The organism is Lysobacter capsici (assembly GCF_014779555.2).
GTDB classification, from domain to species: domain Bacteria; phylum Pseudomonadota; class Gammaproteobacteria; order Xanthomonadales; family Xanthomonadaceae; genus Lysobacter; species Lysobacter capsici.
The window spans coordinates 70,699-87,088 of the sequence record NZ_CP094357.1 but is presented as its reverse complement, the minus strand read 5'-3'; the positions used below and the strand labels follow the sequence as shown (position 1 = coordinate 87,088).

At 68.5% G+C, this 16,390-nt stretch carries 15 protein-coding genes; 11 read left to right on the top strand and 4 right to left on the bottom strand.

Annotation, left to right across the window (positions count from 1 at the left end; translation table 11 throughout):
* The first annotated feature begins 71 nt into the window (after window positions 1–71).
* Window positions 72–866: a hypothetical protein gene (locus IEQ11_RS00395; RefSeq protein ID WP_191822300.1), complete on the top strand. Its 795-nt coding sequence runs from the start codon at window positions 72–74 to the stop codon at window positions 864–866.
* 19 nt (window positions 867–885) lie between these two features.
* The gene (locus tag IEQ11_RS00390; protein WP_191822301.1) at window positions 886–1,122 is read left to right on the top strand and encodes a hypothetical protein; all 237 of its coding nucleotides are present in this window, start codon (window positions 886–888) and stop codon (window positions 1,120–1,122) included.
* 209 nt (window positions 1,123–1,331) lie between these two features.
* Here the strand turns inward: IEQ11_RS00390 and IEQ11_RS00385 are convergent, their stop codons facing one another.
* On the bottom strand, window positions 1,332–2,501 hold the full coding sequence (locus IEQ11_RS00385) for a class I SAM-dependent rRNA methyltransferase (protein ID WP_057920317.1): 1,170 nt from the start codon (window positions 2,499–2,501) through the stop codon (window positions 1,332–1,334).
* A 169-nt stretch (window positions 2,502–2,670) separates the two neighbouring features.
* Between IEQ11_RS00385 and IEQ11_RS00380 the strand changes: the two genes are divergently transcribed.
* The 4 genes from IEQ11_RS00380 to IEQ11_RS00365 all read left to right on the top strand — a co-directional run bounded on the left by IEQ11_RS00380 (window position 2,671) and on the right by IEQ11_RS00365 (window position 5,635).
* Complete coding sequence (locus IEQ11_RS00380; protein WP_046658600.1) at window positions 2,671–3,441, top strand: rhomboid family intramembrane serine protease; 771 nt, start codon at window positions 2,671–2,673, stop codon at window positions 3,439–3,441.
* Between the two features lie 255 nt (window positions 3,442–3,696).
* Window positions 3,697–4,068 carry a hypothetical protein gene (locus IEQ11_RS00375; protein WP_036103434.1) on the top strand — a complete coding sequence of 124 codons (372 nt, stop codon included), beginning with the start codon at window positions 3,697–3,699 and terminating at the stop codon, window positions 4,066–4,068.
* 111 nt (window positions 4,069–4,179) lie between these two features.
* Entirely contained in the window at window positions 4,180–4,959 is a 780-nt protein-coding gene (locus IEQ11_RS00370; RefSeq protein WP_228464744.1) for a transporter, read from the top strand.
* Window positions 4,960–4,996: 37 nt separating this feature from the next.
* Window positions 4,997–5,635: a hypothetical protein gene (locus IEQ11_RS00365; protein WP_191822302.1), complete on the top strand. Its 639-nt coding sequence runs from the start codon at window positions 4,997–4,999 to the stop codon at window positions 5,633–5,635.
* 70 nt (window positions 5,636–5,705) lie between these two features.
* Here the strand turns inward: IEQ11_RS00365 and IEQ11_RS00360 are convergent, their stop codons facing one another.
* Window positions 5,706–6,047, bottom strand: coding sequence for a hypothetical protein (locus IEQ11_RS00360; protein WP_191822303.1), 342 nt, complete (start codon window positions 6,045–6,047; stop codon window positions 5,706–5,708).
* Window positions 6,048–6,289: 242 nt separating this feature from the next.
* On the opposite strand from IEQ11_RS00360, the gene IEQ11_RS00355 reads away from it, so the two are divergent.
* Both IEQ11_RS00355 and IEQ11_RS00350 read left to right on the top strand, forming a co-directional pair.
* Window positions 6,290–6,835, top strand: coding sequence for an ECF-type sigma factor (locus IEQ11_RS00355; protein ID WP_157753719.1), 546 nt, complete (start codon window positions 6,290–6,292; stop codon window positions 6,833–6,835).
* The gene (locus IEQ11_RS00350; RefSeq protein ID WP_191822304.1) at window positions 6,832–9,651 is read left to right on the top strand and encodes a serine/threonine-protein kinase; all 2,820 of its coding nucleotides are present in this window, start codon (window positions 6,832–6,834) and stop codon (window positions 9,649–9,651) included. Before IEQ11_RS00355 ends, IEQ11_RS00350 begins: the two co-directional genes overlap by 4 nt.
* Before the next feature lie 29 nt (window positions 9,652–9,680).
* Here the strand turns inward: IEQ11_RS00350 and IEQ11_RS00345 are convergent, their stop codons facing one another.
* Window positions 9,681–11,402, bottom strand: a complete 1,722-nt coding sequence (locus IEQ11_RS00345) for a phosphoethanolamine transferase (RefSeq protein WP_191822305.1) — start codon at window positions 11,400–11,402, stop codon at window positions 9,681–9,683.
* 463 nt (window positions 11,403–11,865) lie between these two features.
* Between IEQ11_RS00345 and IEQ11_RS00340 the strand changes: the two genes are divergently transcribed.
* From IEQ11_RS00340 to IEQ11_RS00330, 3 genes are all read left to right on the top strand, one after another.
* The gene (locus IEQ11_RS00340) at window positions 11,866–13,608 is read left to right on the top strand and encodes a M20/M25/M40 family metallo-hydrolase (protein ID WP_191822306.1); all 1,743 of its coding nucleotides are present in this window, start codon (window positions 11,866–11,868) and stop codon (window positions 13,606–13,608) included.
* A gap of 61 nt (window positions 13,609–13,669) precedes the next feature.
* Window positions 13,670–14,377, top strand: coding sequence for an aspartate/glutamate racemase family protein (locus tag IEQ11_RS00335; RefSeq protein ID WP_191822307.1), 708 nt, complete (start codon window positions 13,670–13,672; stop codon window positions 14,375–14,377).
* Between the two features lie 932 nt (window positions 14,378–15,309).
* The gene (locus IEQ11_RS00330) at window positions 15,310–15,891 is read left to right on the top strand and encodes a cytochrome c oxidase assembly factor Coa1 family protein (protein ID WP_191823463.1); all 582 of its coding nucleotides are present in this window, start codon (window positions 15,310–15,312) and stop codon (window positions 15,889–15,891) included.
* Window positions 15,892–15,910: 19 nt separating this feature from the next.
* Here the strand turns inward: IEQ11_RS00330 and IEQ11_RS00325 are convergent, their stop codons facing one another.
* On the bottom strand, window positions 15,911–16,387 hold the full coding sequence (locus tag IEQ11_RS00325; RefSeq protein WP_046658593.1) for an Lrp/AsnC family transcriptional regulator: 477 nt from the start codon (window positions 16,385–16,387) through the stop codon (window positions 15,911–15,913).
* Between the last annotated feature and the right edge of the window lie 3 nt (window positions 16,388–16,390).

The window sequence follows — 16,390 nt, the reverse complement described above, 5'->3', positions numbered from 1 at the left end:
AACGTATTGCCCGCCGGCCGCGCCTGCGCCTACGCTGCCGCGATCGCGCAAGCGCGCAGAGACGCTCGACCATGACTGCATCGTCTTCCCGTTCATCGAGCGATGGTTCTCATGGCCACGGCCACGGCGCGCGTGCTCCGTCGCTGCTCACGTCGCTGCTGTATGCCGCTTGCATCGTGGTGGCGGTGGCGCTGGTCATCGTGCCCAATTCTTCAAAAACGAACTTGTTCGTCGCACCGGTCGGAAAACCGCGCGTGGCGACGGCCGCGGAGCAGCGCGCGATTCTGATTGCGGTCGTCGAACATCAGCAGATCACCGAACGGTCGCCGACGTTCGACGCCAATGGATCGCAACGTCGCCTCGCATTGGAAAACGCCACCGTATCCATTTGCGGCAAGCCTCCGCAGAGTCAGGAGCGTTGCAGCGAGCTGACACCGGAATGGTACGAAGATCCTGGCAATTCCCCGGATCGCTCCATCCACCTGATCGATCGGAATCTGTCCGAGACGCTGGTCGATGCCTTGCGGCGCTTCAACGTCCGGCAACAGCCGCTGGACACACGCTCGGTGCCCGGCATCGTTCCGGTCGACCGCGAGCGGGTAACGGCCATTCTTTCGATGCAGGAGGACCCGCCGGTGTTCTACTGCGGCATTCCGCCGGCCTTCTACCGAGCCTATCCGCAGGCCAACGGCATCCTCCGGATCAGCCGGCCGGTCGTGTCGGCGCGCGGCGATCACGCCCTGGTGTATGTCCAGACGACGTATCGCAACTCGGGTCAGGACGGTCGAATGGAATTGTTCGCGCTCCAGCGAGGGCAGTGGAAGTTCGTCGGCGTCATCGGTTATGTGCAAACCATATTCGGCTGAACGCGTGGGCGAAACCGGAATGCAACTCATCGACCAACGCGATTGGGCCTGGACGCTGTACGCCGACGGCGAGCGCCGTTATCTGTCGGTGCTGTGCGGCACGATCGCCAGTTACGAACTCACGCTCGAACTCGATGCCGGCGAACGTGCGCGGATCGGGGAGCCGGGGTTTGTGGATGCGCTGGCGCGCGAGGTAGCGTATCGGCCCGATAGCTACAAGGCGCGGCATGTGGCGGGGTTTCGGGCGCCCGATTGATCGTTCTATTTCCTCTCACCGCGTACCGCTCTCTCTCCCGCTTGCGGGAAAGGGTTGGGGTGAGGGGGCGCGAGGTCTGGCGAAAACCAAAAGCATTCGCGCCTTCGGCGCTCATACCCTCACCCTAGCCCTCTCCCGCAAGCGGGAGAGGGAACATTTGCGTCGTAGGCGGATGGCTGCGCGAATGCCGACGCGCAACCCACCTCACCTCAATCCAGCACCCGGCAAAACACCGCCTTGAGATACCGCGACTCCGGCACCTGCGCCAGCCACGGATGGTCCGCGCCGGCGCCCGACACCTTCAGCACCTGCACGGTGCGGCCGGCATAGAACGCGGCGCGGCGCAGCATGTCGAGGAACTGGTCTTCGCTGACCAGACCGGTGCACGAGAACGTCGCGAACAAACCGCCCGGCTTGACCACGCCCAGCGCCAGCTTGTTCATATCCAGATACTTTTTCAGCGCGGCGATCACCTGCTCGCGATCGCGGGTCATCTTGGCCGGATCGAGGATCACCACGTCGAACTGCTCGCCCGCGTTACCCATGTCGCGCAGGTACGGGAAGATGTCGGCCTGGACGAACTTGACGTTGGCGCCGTTGAGCTTGGCGTTGCCCTTGGCGATGTTGAGCACGTCGGCATCGATGTCCACGCCGATCACTTCCTCGGCGCCGCGCGCCTTGGCGTAGACGCCGAAGCCGCCGGTGTTGCAGCACAGGTCGAGCACGCGCTTGCCGGCGACCTGCTGCGACAACCATTCGCGGTTCTCGCGCTGGTCGGCGAAGAAACCGGTCTTGTGCGCGCCGGCCGGATCGGCGCGGAACTTGATGCCGTATTCGGTGATGGTCGACGGCGGGACCGGTTCGGTGCCGCGGAAGTCGAAGCTTTCCTGCTTCTGCACGTGCTCGTCGGCGAAGGCGTAGAAGCGGCAGCCCGGGAACTGCGCGCGCAGCGCGTCGTAGATCCATTCGCGATGACGGAACGCGCCGGCGCTGAAGTATTCGACCACCAACAGATCGCCGTAACGGTCCACGACCAGGCCGCTGATGCCGTCGCCCTCGCTGTGCACCACGCGCCAGGCGTCGCTGACCTGATCGAGCTTGAGCACGTCGCGGCGCAGCGACACGGAGGCGGCGATCTTGCGCGCGAACCACTCGGCGTCGACTTCGACGTCCGGGTCGTTTTCGAGCATGCGCAGGGCGATGCGCGAATGGCCGTTGTAGAAGCCGCGGCCGATCCAGACGCCGTCGACCCCGACCACGTTGACGATGGCGCCGGGTTTGGGCCGCTGGGCGGGCTTGTCGACCAGGCGTTGGAAGATCCAGGGGTGGGTGGATTTCCAGGCGTTCTTGAGGCGTACGGTGGGGATTTCGTTATTCATCGGCCCATTCTACCGGGGCCGGGCGGTTCCTCCCGGACTGGGTGGCCGTCGACGCCCGCGCGGGCGGGGCCGGGCCGGTTGTTGACCGCGGCCACATTCCCGTGGGTGGGACAAAGAAGCCCGCCCGGGCCGGCTTGCAAAGGTCGCCGGCGGTGCCAATCTGGTTTGCATGCAACTGCCCACCGAAGCCCCCGTCCCCGACACCCCGGCCCAGCGCAAGGCCGACCGCCGCCGCCTGCTGCGCGCGCTCAACGCCAGCCTGGCGTTCGTGCTGTTGCTGGTGGCGGTGTTCGCCGCCCAGAGCAGCTTCGACGTGCGCGCCTTCACCGTCCAGCCGTGGTCGCTGCACGGCCTGATCGGGCTGCTGACCGCGCCGCTGCTGCACGGCTCGGTCGAGCATCTGGCCGCCAACGCGACGTCCTTGCTGCTGCTCGGCACCCTGGCCGGCGCGGTCTATCCCAAGGCGACGGTGCGGGCGCTGCCGATCGTATGGATCGGCTCGGGCATCGGCGCGTGGCTGCTCGGCGATCCGGGCAGTTATCACCTCGGCGCCAGCGGCGTGACCCATGGCCTGATGTTCCTGGTCATGACCCTGGGCCTGCTGCGCCGCGACCGGCCTTCGATCGCCGCGGCGATGATCGCGTTCCTGCTCTACGGCGGCATGCTGCTGACCGTGCTGCCGCGCGAGATCGGCGTGTCCTGGCAGGCCCACCTGGGTGGCGCGGTGGCCGGCGTGATCGCCGCCTTCGTGTTCCGCCTGCGCGACCCGCTGCCGCCGCGCAAGCGCTACAGCTGGGAAGACGAGGATGAATCGATGGTCCCGGCGCACGAGGAACTCGAGCCGCCGAGCCCGCGCGAGGTGCCGGTGCTGTGGAACCGCCCCGAGCACCAGACCGGCGTGGTGCTGCGGTTTCCGCCGCGCAACGGGCAGGAAGAGTAGTCGCGCAACCGCCGGCTGCGTTCATCGCAATACGCAGTGCGGCGCGCCGGTATCCACGCGCTGAGGCTTCACGCTTCGCAACGCGGGCAGCGGCTGGTCCGAGCCGAACGTGTGCCACCGGTCATCCAGGCGCGCTAGAGTGATGTGGTGTCCATGGGGATGGACCGCTCGGCGCCTCGATGCGTCACGCGCTTCGTCTCCTGACTGCCGCGCCCCTCGGGGCCGCGGTTTCCCGTCGCCTCCGGAGCCCTCGCCATGCGCCGTCTTACCGCACCGCTCGCTTTCGCCGCCCTGCTGCTCGCCTGCCCGCTCGCCTACGCCAAGAGCGCCTGCATGATGCAGGGCCAGATCATGGGTCAGGTCATCAACGAGTGCACCGAAACCGAGATGAACCTGTCCGAAGGCCAGCAGAAGGTGCAGTGCAGCGGCCAGGCGCCCGGACTCGAGGGCATGGGCGGCCAGGTCGACATGCGGCTGGTTCCGTCGTGCCCCAGCGGCGCCGGCGGTGTGTGCGATTCGCCGCGCGGCGCGCCGGCGCAGATCTACTACTACCAGCGCACCCCCGATCAGCTCGCCGCCTTGCAGGCCGCCTGCGAAAACCAGCGCGGCCGCTGGAAGAAGCTGTAAGCGCGCGCGGCGGTAAGGCGCCGCTGCCCGGAACGAAGGGAGTAAAGCAATGCGGGAAGGGAAACTGCGCCTGGACGCGTCGAGCGATCGTCATCGGCGGCGGACGCGAGCATGCGCATGAAGCCGGGTTCGATCCCGCTGTGCATGGCCGCGTTGATCGGCCTGGGCACGGCCGCGCCGGCCCACGCCGACGACGCGCCGTCGTTCGACCGTCCCGGCATCGCGTTCTCCACCGGCACCTTGCCCAAGGGCCGCTTCGCCTGGGAGCAGGGCCTGCCCGATTTCCAGCGCGACGACGACGGCGGCGCCCGCAGCACCCAGTACAACGCCAACACCACCTTGCGCCTGGGCCTGAGCGACACGGTCGAGCTGCAACTGGCGACCTCGCCGTACAACTATCTGCGCGAACGTAACGACGATGGCGGCCGCCGCTCGCGCCACGGCGCCGGCGACACCGGGCTGGCGTTGAAGGTCGCGCTGCCTTCTTCGCACGACAAGTTTTCCTGGGCCGTGCTCGGCGCCGTCACCGCCGCCAGCGGCGCGCGCGATTTCAGCAACGGCGCTACGCAATACACGCTCGGCACCACCCTGGGCTACGACTTCAGCGAGCGCGTGTCCGGCGCGCTGTACTTCAACCTTGACCGCAGCGACGGCGAGGACACCTGGACCTGGTCGCCGAGCCTCAGCGTCGCCCTGAGCGACACGGTCGGGGCCTATATCGAAGCCGGCATTTCGCATATCGATCACCAATCGACGACCTCGGTCGCCGGCGCCGGCGTGACCTGGATGGCGACCTCGCGCGTGCAGCTCGACGCGTCGCTGGACTGGGGCCTGGACCGCGACAGTCCGGACCTGCAAGGCGGGATCGGCGTGGCCGTGTTGTTCGACTGATCGACCCCGTTGGTTTGCAGGAGCGCTTCGACAACGCATGGAACCCAACCTCTACGCCCCGCCGACCGCCGCGGTGACCCAGCCGGCCGGGCCGGCCGACCGCGGCGACGAATTCCTGATCGTCTCCGCGCGCAAGTTCTGCATCCTGTTCTTCGCCACCTTCGGCGTATACCAGTTGTATTGGTCGTACATGCACTGGGCGCGCTACCGCGCCGCCAGCGGCGAGTACCTGTGGCCGCTGGTGCGCACGCTGTTCGCGATCTTCTACACCCATGCCCTGACCGCGCGCATCGACGCAGTCCTGCGCAAGACCGGGCGCGACCATGCGTGGGCGCCGGGCGCGATGGCGACCGTGTACGTGATCGCGACCATCGGCAACGCCGTGCTGGACCAGCTGAGCGCGCGCGGCATCGGCTCGCCCCACACCGACCTGCTCGGCGTGCTGGCCCTGCTGCCGGTGGGCTGGAGCCTGCTGCGGATCCAGCGCGCGGCCAACGCCGCCTGCGGCGATCCACGCGGCGAATCCAACGCGCGCCTGACCGTGGCGAATTACGCCTGGATCGCGATCGGCGCGGTGCTGTGGCTGCTGATCCTGCTGGGCGTGGCGGCGGCGTTCGGCTTCAGTCTGGACAACGGCGTCGATGCGGCGATTCCCGGATCGACGTCGAGCTCGTAAGTAGCCGGCGGACGGCGTGGCATCGACGGCAGCGCGGCTGCGATGGCGAAGTCGTTCGCGCCGTCGCGATTCACCAGCGGTAGGGCGCGAAGAAAAGCCCCGCGCGCAAATCACGCTCGCTCGCCGGTGGCGTGGCGCGCGCGTTCTCGTCGCGTGCGTTCTCGCCCGACTGCGGGCCGGCATCGCGGTTCGCGCCGGCCGTGTCGCCCGGTTCGGCGCGCGCCGCCGGGATCGACGGCGCAGCTTCGTCACGGCCGGCGTCCTTGCCCTGGGCCAGTTCGGCCGGCGCTGCGGGATCGGGCGTGTTCATGCGGACGTTCTCTTGGATTTTCGGCGTGCGCGTCCTGCCCATGCACGACACGGCGTTGGCGTCCATGCCGGGGTAGGCGCGCCGCGCGCGCTGCATGGGCAAGCCGCATTCCCCAGTTCGTAAACCGATCCGAAAACCCGACATCGCCCGGCGGATTTGCTGAGCGATACCCGGATCGAAAGGCTGGGGGTCGAAGCCCTCGCACGACGCGGAATCGTGCTCGCAGCGGACCGCTTCGGCCTGACCGTCACAACTATCGTGTCGGTAGGCGCAAATAGCGTGACCGTCGTATGCTTGGGTGGTCAGGAGGACCCGACTTGCCGGACGAGCAAACGAAAGGAGACGTGACCCGTCTGTTGCAGGCCTATCGCGCCGGCGACGAATCCGCGCGCGACGCGCTGTACGCCCTGGTCTACGGCGAGCTCAAGGGCATCGCGATCCGCCGCCTGGCGCGCATGGGCCGTTCGATCATCGACCCGACCGAACTGGTCAACGAAGCCCTGCTGCGCCTGCTCGGCGACCGCATCCAGGCGCAGGACCGCCAGCATTTCTTCCGCATCGCCGCGACCGCGATCCGCTGCACCCTGATCGACGTGATCCGCCAGCGCCAGGCCGAGAAGCGCGGCGGCGACGTGGTGATCACCGCGTTCGATCCGGCGCGCGAATCGGCGCCGCACGGCCCGACCCCGGATCAGCGCTGGCTGGAAGTCGAAGACGCGCTGGTCGCGCTCGACAAACCCTACCCGCGCCAGTGCCGGGTGATCGAGCTGGCGTTCCTGGTCGGGCTCAAGCAGCAGGAAATCGCCGACGCCCTGGCGATCAACGTGCGCACGGTCGAACGCGACCTGCGTTTCGCCAAGGCCTGGCTGCGCGAGCAGCTCGCGCCATGACCCCGGAGCAGTTCGCCCGGATCGAACACGCCTTCCATGCGGCGCTGACCCGGCCGCCGGGCGAACGCGGCCAGTACCTGCTCGACACCGAACCCGACCCCGAGGTGCGCGCGGCGGTGCGGCGCCTGCTCGATCGCGTCACCGCGCACGACGGCGAGGCCGACGCCGACGCACCGGCCGATCCGCTGTCGGACCGGCTGGCCGCGGCCTTCGCCGCCCAGGCCGCCGCCGGCACGCCCTCCACGATCGGCCCGTACCGGCTGTTGCGCGAACTCGGCGCCGGCGGCATGGGCACGGTGTTCCTGGCCGAACGCGAAGCCGGCGACGGCGTGCAGCGGGCCGCGCTGAAACTGCTGCACGGCCTGCCGACCCAGTCCGCGATCCGGCGCATGGCGCGCGAACGCGGCCTGCTGGCGAGCCTGGACCATCCGCTGATCGCGCGTCACATCGACGGCGGCCTGACCGAGGCCGGCCAGCCGTATCTGGTCATGGACTATGTCGAAGGCGTGCCGTTGCACCAGCACCTGGCCGACGCGCCGGGCTCGCTGCGCTCACGCCTGCAGCTGTTCCTGGGCCTGTGCGAGGCGGTCCAGCACGCGCACCAGCGGCTGGTGCTGCATCGCGACCTGAAGCCGTCGAACATCGTGGTCCGCCCTGACGGCCGGCCGGCGCTGCTGGATTTCGGCATCGCCACCCTGATCGACGGCGCCGATCCGTCCCAGACCGCCACCGTCGCCTTCACCCCGGGCTATGGCGCGCCCGAACAACGCCGCGGCGAGGCCGCCACCACCGCGACCGACGTGTTCGGTCTGGGCGCATTGCTGTTCGACCTGACGACCGGCCGCAAGCTGTCGGACCTGCGCGGCCGCGACGGCCCGGTGCCCGCGCCGAGCCGCCAGACCGACGACGCCGCGCTGCGCCGCGGCCTGCGCGGCGACCTCGACCGGATCGTGCTGACCGCCTGCGCCGAAGACCCCGGCGAGCGCTATGCCACCGCCGCCGCGCTCGCCGACGACGTGCGCCGTTACCTCGACGGCCTGCCGATTTCGGTCGCCAATGGCGGCCCGCTGTACCGGCTGCGCAAGTTCGTGGCCCGCCACCGCCTGGCCACCGCCGCGGCGCTGCTCGCGCTGATCGCCGCCGGCGCGTTCGTGTGGCGGCTGGAGGTCGAGCGGCAACGCGCGCTCGCCGCCGAGCGCGTCGCCCAGGCCTCGCGCCTGCGCGCCGAACGCGAAGCCGGCTACACCGAGGCCTCGCGCCAGTTCCTGGCCTCGGTGCTCGCGCAGACCTCGCCGGACACACTGCGCGGCGAACCGATCACGGTCTCGGCGCTGCTGGCGCGCGCGGCCGAGCAGTTGCAGGCCGACAGCCACCAGGACGACGCCACCCGCGCGGTCGCCTGGCTCACCATCGCCGAGGTCTACGACGCCACCCACGACCCCAGGCCCGGCTTGGCTGCGGCCGAACGCGCCGGCGCCGTGCTCGTCAAACACCCGCCGATCGACCCCGAACTGCATGCGCGCCTGCTCAGCGTGCGCGGTTCGCTGCTCAGCGCACTGGAGCGCCATGACGAGGCGCTCAAGACCCTGCGCGAGCTGGTCGTGCTGCGCGAACGCCAACGCGCCGACCCGCTGGATCGGGCCCAGGCCCACCTGGACTACATCGCCGTCGCCGTGCAGGCCGGCCGCGACGACGAGGTCGAAACCTATGCAAGGCGCGGTCTGGCGCTGCTCGCGGCGACCGGCGGTACACGTTCCGAGCAGTACGCCAATCTGCTGCTCGCACTTGTCCCGCCCGCGCTGCGCGCCGGCGCGCTCGACGAGGCCGACCGCCGCCTGCAGGCCGCCCAGCGCGCCGCGAAGACCGCCTGGGATCCCGACCACCTGAGCTGGTATCAGCTGTACCGGGTCACCCTGAGCCTGCGCCAGGAACAGGTGCGCTATGCCGAATCGCTGGCCGCGGGCGAGCAGGCGCTGCGCATCGCCTACCGGGTCTACGGCGAACGCAGCCGCTACACCTTCGAAATCGAAAACGACATCGCCACCACCTTGAACGCACTCGGGCGCAGCAAGGAGGCGATCGAGCACTTCGAACGCGGCCGCGCGATCGCCGTGGCGATCGGGCTCGATCCGCAGACCGTGGCGATGCTGGAAATCAACATGGGCGGCGTCTACGGCGAAACGCTCGCCCAGTACGATCGCGCGATCGAGATGGAAACCGGAGCGCTCGAGCGCCTGCGCGACCAGCACGAGCCGATCGCGCTGCCGTGGCGCGCGCGCGCCCACATCGTGCGCGCGGTGGCCTACAGCCGGTTGCGGCGTTTCGATCAGGCCTACGCCGATTTCGACGCCGCCATCGCCCTGCAGCGCCAGGCCGGCGACGGCGACGGCGCGATCGGCACGCAACTGCGCCTGGTCCAGACCCTGGTCATGAACAAGCTGTTCGATCGCGCCCAGGCCAATCTGGATCAGGCGCGCACCGAAGTGAACCTGGCGACCCGGCCCGAAGACATCAACTTCCTGCCCGGGATCGCCTCGTTGGCCGCGCAGGTCGCGATGGGCCGCGGCGATCTCAAGCAGGCGGCGGTGTTCGCCGACGAAGCGCTGCAACGCGCCGCGCAGAGCCCGGCCTACAAAAACCCGGTGATGCTGTCGAAGATTCAACTGGTCGCCGCCGACGTCGCATTGCGCCAGGGCCGGCGCCCGGATGCGCGCAATCTGCTGGAACAGGCGATCGCGCTGATGCGGCTGAACCTGGAAGCCGATGCGCCGCCGTTGGTCGAGGCCGAGAAGAAACTGCGCGAAGCTTCGTCATGAATGTCAGCCTGGGCTGAAGCTGCGACGACTCAATCGCTCTCGCGATCGCCCGCGCCGTGCGCATGCCCCTCATGCGAATGCCCGAGCCCAGACAACTCGCCCAACTGCAGATGCCCATCGACGATGCGCAGCTCGCGAAACAGGTTGTCGCCGAACAGATCCGAACCCTGCAGATAATCGACCCCGGCGCGCGCGTTGGGATTGTGGATCGAAAACCCCATCCGCCATGCCAGCGCGCGCGCCAGATCGTGATGGCTGAGCCAGTCGCCGTTGCCGGCCAGCGGCATCTGCGCCGCGCCGCGGGTGCGCACCAGCATCGGCACCTGGGCGATCTGCGGGGTCAGCACGTTATGCCCCCACACTCCGTCCTCGCCGAGCATCTGGCCGTGATCGGAGGTCACCACGAACAGACCGTCGCCGCCGCCGCGCTCGAACCGCCGATACAGCTTCTCGACCAGCGCGTCCTGATAGACGATCGCGTTGTCGTAGGCATTGAGCAGGCGCGCGCCCTCGGTGAGACCCTCGCCGTCCGGCCAGCGCCGATAGCGGCCGCCGTGGCGGCGATAGGCATCGTCGTAGGGAATATGCGCGGTGCGCAGCATCATCACCACCAGCCGCGGCGCGTTGGGGTCGACCGCGTCGAGCATGTCCAGCACCGCGTCGTCGCCGACCGCGGCGATCCGCGCCTCGTCGCTGTCGCGGGTGCGGATCACGTCGATGCTCGGCGCGTCGATCTCGTCGAGCAGATCGCCGTGCTGGGTCGACAGCCAATAAGTGCGGTAACCGGCGCGCTTGGCCAGGCGCAGCAGATTGGCCTCGTGCGAGCGCAGTTGCGCGATGTTGCCCGGCTCGCGCACGCCGTTGAACAACAGACCCAGCGAGGCGCGGGTCGAGACCGCCCCGGCGAGGCCGCGATGCCAGCGCGCCCGGCCCTGCGCGACCCAGCGCGACATGGTGGGCGTGGTCGCTCGCGCATAGCCGGCCAGGCCCCAGTGATCGGTGCGGGTCGAATCGAAGATCACCAGCCACACATCGCGCGGCCGCTCGCGGGCCGCGTCGGGATCGTCGCGGGCGACCACGGTGTAGGCGCGGTAACTCAAGGCATTGCGCCGCACCGACTTGCCGACCAGATTGGCCGCGCAATAGCTGAAGGCCAACAGCGAGTTGTGCAGCGAACTGCGCTCGGGCCGCGGCATGAAGCGCTTCATGGTGTAGCGGCTGGCGTTGTAGAACTGGGTGGCGAACACCAGCGCCACGATCAACAAGGCCCAGCGCAAGCGCGGCAGCCGCAGCCGCGGCAGGCCGAGGTTGAACATCGCGAACGCCAGCGCATACGGCACGCCGCCGGCGAACAAGGTCGGCCAATGAGCGCCGGCGCCGGCCCGCACCGCTTGCGCGATGTCGCTCAACTCATGCGGGATCATCGCCACGTCCAGCGGCGTCAGCGCGCGGCCGATCGCGGCGATATGGCACAGCTGGAACAACTGCATGCCCGCGAACGCACCGATCACCGCGTTCGCGACCCAGCGGCTGCCGCCCAGCCACAGGCACGTCACGATCGTCATCAAGCCCGCGACCCAGCCGGGTTGCAGCACCGCCCGATTGTTGGCGCTGACCGCTTGCTGCAGGCGATCGTCGAGCAGCAACAGCGCCGTGGTCGCCGCGCTGACCAGCACCAGCATCGCCACGCGCCACCCCGGACCGGTGCGCGATGGCGTGGCGAGCGGGGTGTCGGGGGATGGAGTGCGCATCGTGTCGCGGGCCGGGTGTCGATTGATCGCGGACACTAGGCAGGCGCGAAACATTGCAAGTTAAGGAACAGATAAGCCACGGCATTGCGGGCCGATCTTGGTGGCTTATTTACATAGTTATTCCGTTATTTTCCGGCCGATCGTGAATCGGCATTCATTCGCGGCGCAGGGTAATGCCGAAAAAAACCACACCACGTACGTGGATTTCTCGGTCACCCCCGCCCGCCCGCGACAAAGTTTTGTAACGCGGTGTAAGCGAATGTAACGCCGGGCTCAAACCGTGCTTTTGGGTGCCGACGGCACGCCCGTTCGCGGCGAACTGCGCCGGCACGGTGGTCCACTGCGCCCGGTGTCGGCGCCGTCCATCGAAGAATCGGCCACACCCAGGCACACCGCCCGCGCCGCGTGCTAGCGTCGCTGCGCGCCCGCGCCAGGGCGTCCAGCCATCGCCGGGAGCCGCCGCATGCCGCGCACGCCGTTCCAGTACCGTTGTCTGCACCGCCGTTCGTACCGCGCCGCCGCCATGGCGCTCGCGCTGCTGCTCGCGGCCTGCCAGCGTCCGGCGCCGCTGCTGCCGCCGGCCGACGGTTTCGACGCAACCGCCAGCGCGCACGCGCGCCGGATCGAGGCCGACGTGCGCTTTCTCGCCGACGACCTGCTCGAAGGCCGCGAAGCGGGCACGCGCGGGTTCGACCTGGCCGCGCTGTACGTCGCCCAGCGCCTGCGCGCGATCGGCCTGCGCCCGGCCGGCGACGACGGCGGCTATTTCCAGCGCGTGCCGCTGCTTCGCGCCAGTCGCGAAGACGGCGGCGGCAGTGTGATCGTGCAGCGCGACACCGGCACGGTCGAATTGAAATTTCGCGAGCAGTTCCTGCCGCAGCTCGATTTCGATCGCGCCCAGTCGCAAGTGACCGCGCCGGCCGTGTTCGTCGGTCAGGCGGTGCATGCGCCCGAGCTCGATCACGACGATTTCATCGGCCTGGACCTGCGCGGCAAGATCGCGGTGCTGATGCACGGCGCGCCCAAGCGCTTCGATACCGACCGGCGCGCGTTCTACAGCTCGTTCCGCGAAAAATTCCGCGCCCTGGTCGAACGCGGCGCGGTCGGCGCGGTGATCGTGGCCACGCAAGACGAAGAAAAACGCCAGCCGTGGGCGCGCGGCGCGCAGAACTGGGCGCGGCCGGGCATGCGCCTGCGCGGCAGCGACGGCCGCGCGATCGACACCTTTCCGCAACTGGCGGTAGTCGCCAACGTCAGCGCGGCCAGCGCCGACGCGGTGCTCACCGCCGGCGGACACAGCGCGGCCGAGCTGTTCCGCGACGCGCGCGAAGGCACGCTGCGTGGCTTCGATCTGCCCGGCACGATCACCCTGTCGGCGCGCAATCGGATCGAGCAGACCCAGTCGCGCAACGTGGTCGCCTTGCTGCCCGGCACCGACGCCGCGCTCAAGCGCGAGCACGTGGTGTTCAGCGCGCATCTCGATCACCTGGGCATCGGCGCGCCGGTCAAGGGCGATGCGATCTACAACGGCGCGCTCGACAACGCGCTGGGCGTGGCGATCATGCTCGAGACCGCGCAGCAGCTCGCGCTGGCGAAAACACCGCCCAAGCGCTCGCTGCTGTTCGTCGCGGTCACCGCCGAGGAAAAAGGCCTGCTCGGCGCGGAGTGGTTCGCGCGCAACCCGAGCGTGCCGCGCGATTCGCTGGTCGCCAACATCAACATGGACATGCCGGTGATGCGGGTGCCGACCCGCGACGTGGTGCCGATCGGGGTCGAGCATTCCAGCCTGCAGGCGGTGCTCGATCAAGCCGCGGCCGAAGTCGGCGTCGACCTGACGCCCGACCCGTCGCCGGAGGAAAGCATCTTCATCCGCAGCGACCAGTACGCCTTCATCCGCACCGGCGTGCCGGCGGTGTATCTGACCGGCGGCATGGTCGCGCGCGATGCCGGCGTCGATGCGCGTCAGCAGTTCCGCGCCTTCCTCGCCGACCACTACCATCAGCCCGACGACGATGCCGAACAACCGATCCAGTACGCCGACGCCGCGCGTCTGGCGCAACTCAACGCGCGCATCGGCCAACTGATCGCCGACGCGCCGCAGCGGCCGCGCTGGAACCCCGGCGATTTCTTCGGCCAGCGCTTCGGCGGACTGGATGCGGGCAAACCCGACGCCGAAGCGACACCGGCCGCATCGCCGTCGCGATGACGCCGCATCGGCGAAGTCGCGCCGCGCATCGGCATTCGCACGCCGTGGCTATACTCGCGCCATGACTGCGACCGTCACTAAAACCCTCGGCCTGCTCGGCGGCATGAGCTGGGAATCGACCCTGCCGTACTACCGCGTGATCAACGAAACCGTGCGCGAACGCCTCGGCGGTCTGCATTCGGCGCGGTTGCTGTTGTACAGCGTGGATTTCGCCGAAGTCGAACGCCTGCAGCATGCCGGCGACTGGGACGCGGCCGGCGCCCTGCTCGGCCGCGCCGCGCGCAGCCTGCGCGACGGCGGCGCGGAGCTGCTGGTGATCTGCACCAACACCATGCACAAGGTCGCCGACGCGGTCGAAACCGCGAGCGGCCTGCCGCTGCTGCACATCGCCGACCCGACCGGCGCGGCGATCCGCGCGGCCGGTCTGACCAAGATCGGTTTGCTCGGCACGCGCTTCACCATGGAACAGGCGTTTTATCGGCAGCGGCTGATCGAGCGGCACGGCCTGGACGTGATCGTGCCCGACGACGACGGTCGCGAGCTCGTGCATAAAGTGATCTACGAAGAGCTGTGCCTGGGCCGGATTCGCGACGAATCGCGCGCCGCGTACCGGCGGATCATCGCCGAACTGGCCGCGCGCGGCGCGCAGGGCGTGATCCTGGGCTGCACCGAAATCGGCTTGCTGATCGGTCCGGCGGATGTGGACGTGCCGTTGTTCGATACCACGGCGCTGCATGCGCGGGCGGCGGCGTTGGCGGCGATTGGTTGAGTTGGGCGAATCGGGAATCGGGAATCGGGAATCGGGAATCGGGAATCGGGAATCGGGAATCGGGAATCGGGAATCGGGAAGAGCGTAGCGCTCCCTCCTGTTGGTTACGCAAGTCATCCGAAGTAACGTACTTCCACGCGCCGACGTACCTCCTACCGTTATTCCCGCGAAAGCGGGCTTTGCTTTACTTCGGCGGAGCCGAACATCCACGGCCTTTCGTGCGAGAACGCTCGAAGTCACTGGATGTTCGGCTCCGCCGAAGTAAAGCAGAGCCCGCGTTCGCGGGAATGACGATCTGACAATTTTCGGGCTAGCGAAACGACGTCACCATCGGTGTCTAATGGTCGAAAGTCTCAATGCATCAGCGACCCAGACGTCCCAGACGTGCCTAAGCCACGAGCCACGATTTTTCACCGCGTTCGATCAATAGCGAAATGTCTTGACCGGTCGTGAGCGATCGCACGGCCACGCGATGTGCGGGCCCGAACAACGAAGCCACGGTCTTTCGCCCCCTTTGACAAAGGGGGCCAGCGCCCGGCGTAGGTCGAAGAACCGATGCTGTTGGTAGCGCGGGGGATTTGCTGTTGGTGTTGCTGTTGCTGTTGCTGTTGCTGTTGCTGTTGCTGTCGCCTTGATGGTCAACGGCGACGTGCGAGCAAGAGCAAATCCCCCCTGCCCCCCTTTTTCAAAGGGGGGAATCCTTCGGGTGGAGTTGTTAGCGCATGCGGTGATGTCGCGCTTGGCGGTGTCGATGCACCAAGCGTTACTTCCGCGCCTAACTGCATCAACGCGTTTCGCCACGCCACTCAGGCCGATGCACGCATCGTTCGCCCGTCACCCGTTCCCCGTTTCCCCATTCCCCATTCCCCAAAGGTGGCATCCCACCCCACATGCAGCGACACTGCCCGCCTATCGATCACAAGGAGTCCGCGATGAACGACCGTCCCAACCCCGGCTGGTGGAGTCGTAACTGGAAATGGTTCGTGCCCACCGGCTGCCTGACCGTGATCCTGCTCGCCGGGCTGCTGCTGTTCGGCCTGATCGGTCTGGGCATCAAGGGCGTGTCGAGCCTGATGGGCTCCAGCGAACCGGTCCGCCACGCGATCGCGCTGGCGCAGGCCAATCCGGCCGCGGTCGCCGCGCTCGGCACGCCGCTGGAACCGGGCATGATGATCAACGGCACCCTGCAGACCGACAATTCCAGCGGCCACGCCGATCTGTCGATGCCGCTCAAGGGCCCGAAGGGCAGCGGCCGCGTCTACATCAAGGGCGAGCGCGAGGCCGATCGCTGGACGTACTCGCTGATCGAGTTGGCGATCGACGCCAGCGGCGATCGCATCGATCTGCTCGGCGGCGCCGGCGCCGCGGGCGAATCGGATCAGGACACGAACGATCGCCTGGAAGTCCCGCTCGACATCGACCAGCCGCCGGTCGAACATTCCGAACCCGCCGACGCACCCGAGCACGAACAACCCAGCGAAACCGCGCCCGAACGCAGCGCCCACGCGGGCTGATCCGGCGCCGCCGCTGCCGTCAGCGCGACGGCAGCGGCAGGCCCTTGAAGGCCTTGACCGTGCGCAGCACCAGGCTGGAATTGATGTCGGCGCCGCCGGCCTGGTTGAGCAGGCGGTCGAGCAGGAAGCGCGACAGATGCTCCAGGTCGCGCACCACGATCTGCAGCAGATAGTCCATGTCGCCGGTCAGCGCGTAGCAGGCGACCACCTCGTCCCAGGTTTCGACGAACTCGGCGAAGGCGCCGACCGCCTCGCTGTCGTGGCGGCCCAGGCGCACCCGCACGAAGGCCTGCAGGCCCAGGTCCAGCCGCACCGGGTCGACCTCGGCGCGGTAACCGGAGATCACCCCTTCGCGTTCCAGCCGCTGCACCCGGCGCAGGCAGGCCGAGGCCGACAGGTGCACGCGCTCGGCCAGCTCGGCATTGGTCAGGCGGCCGTTGCGCTGCAATTCGGCCAGCACGACGATGTCGGTACGGTCCAGTTCGACGGTGGCCATTTT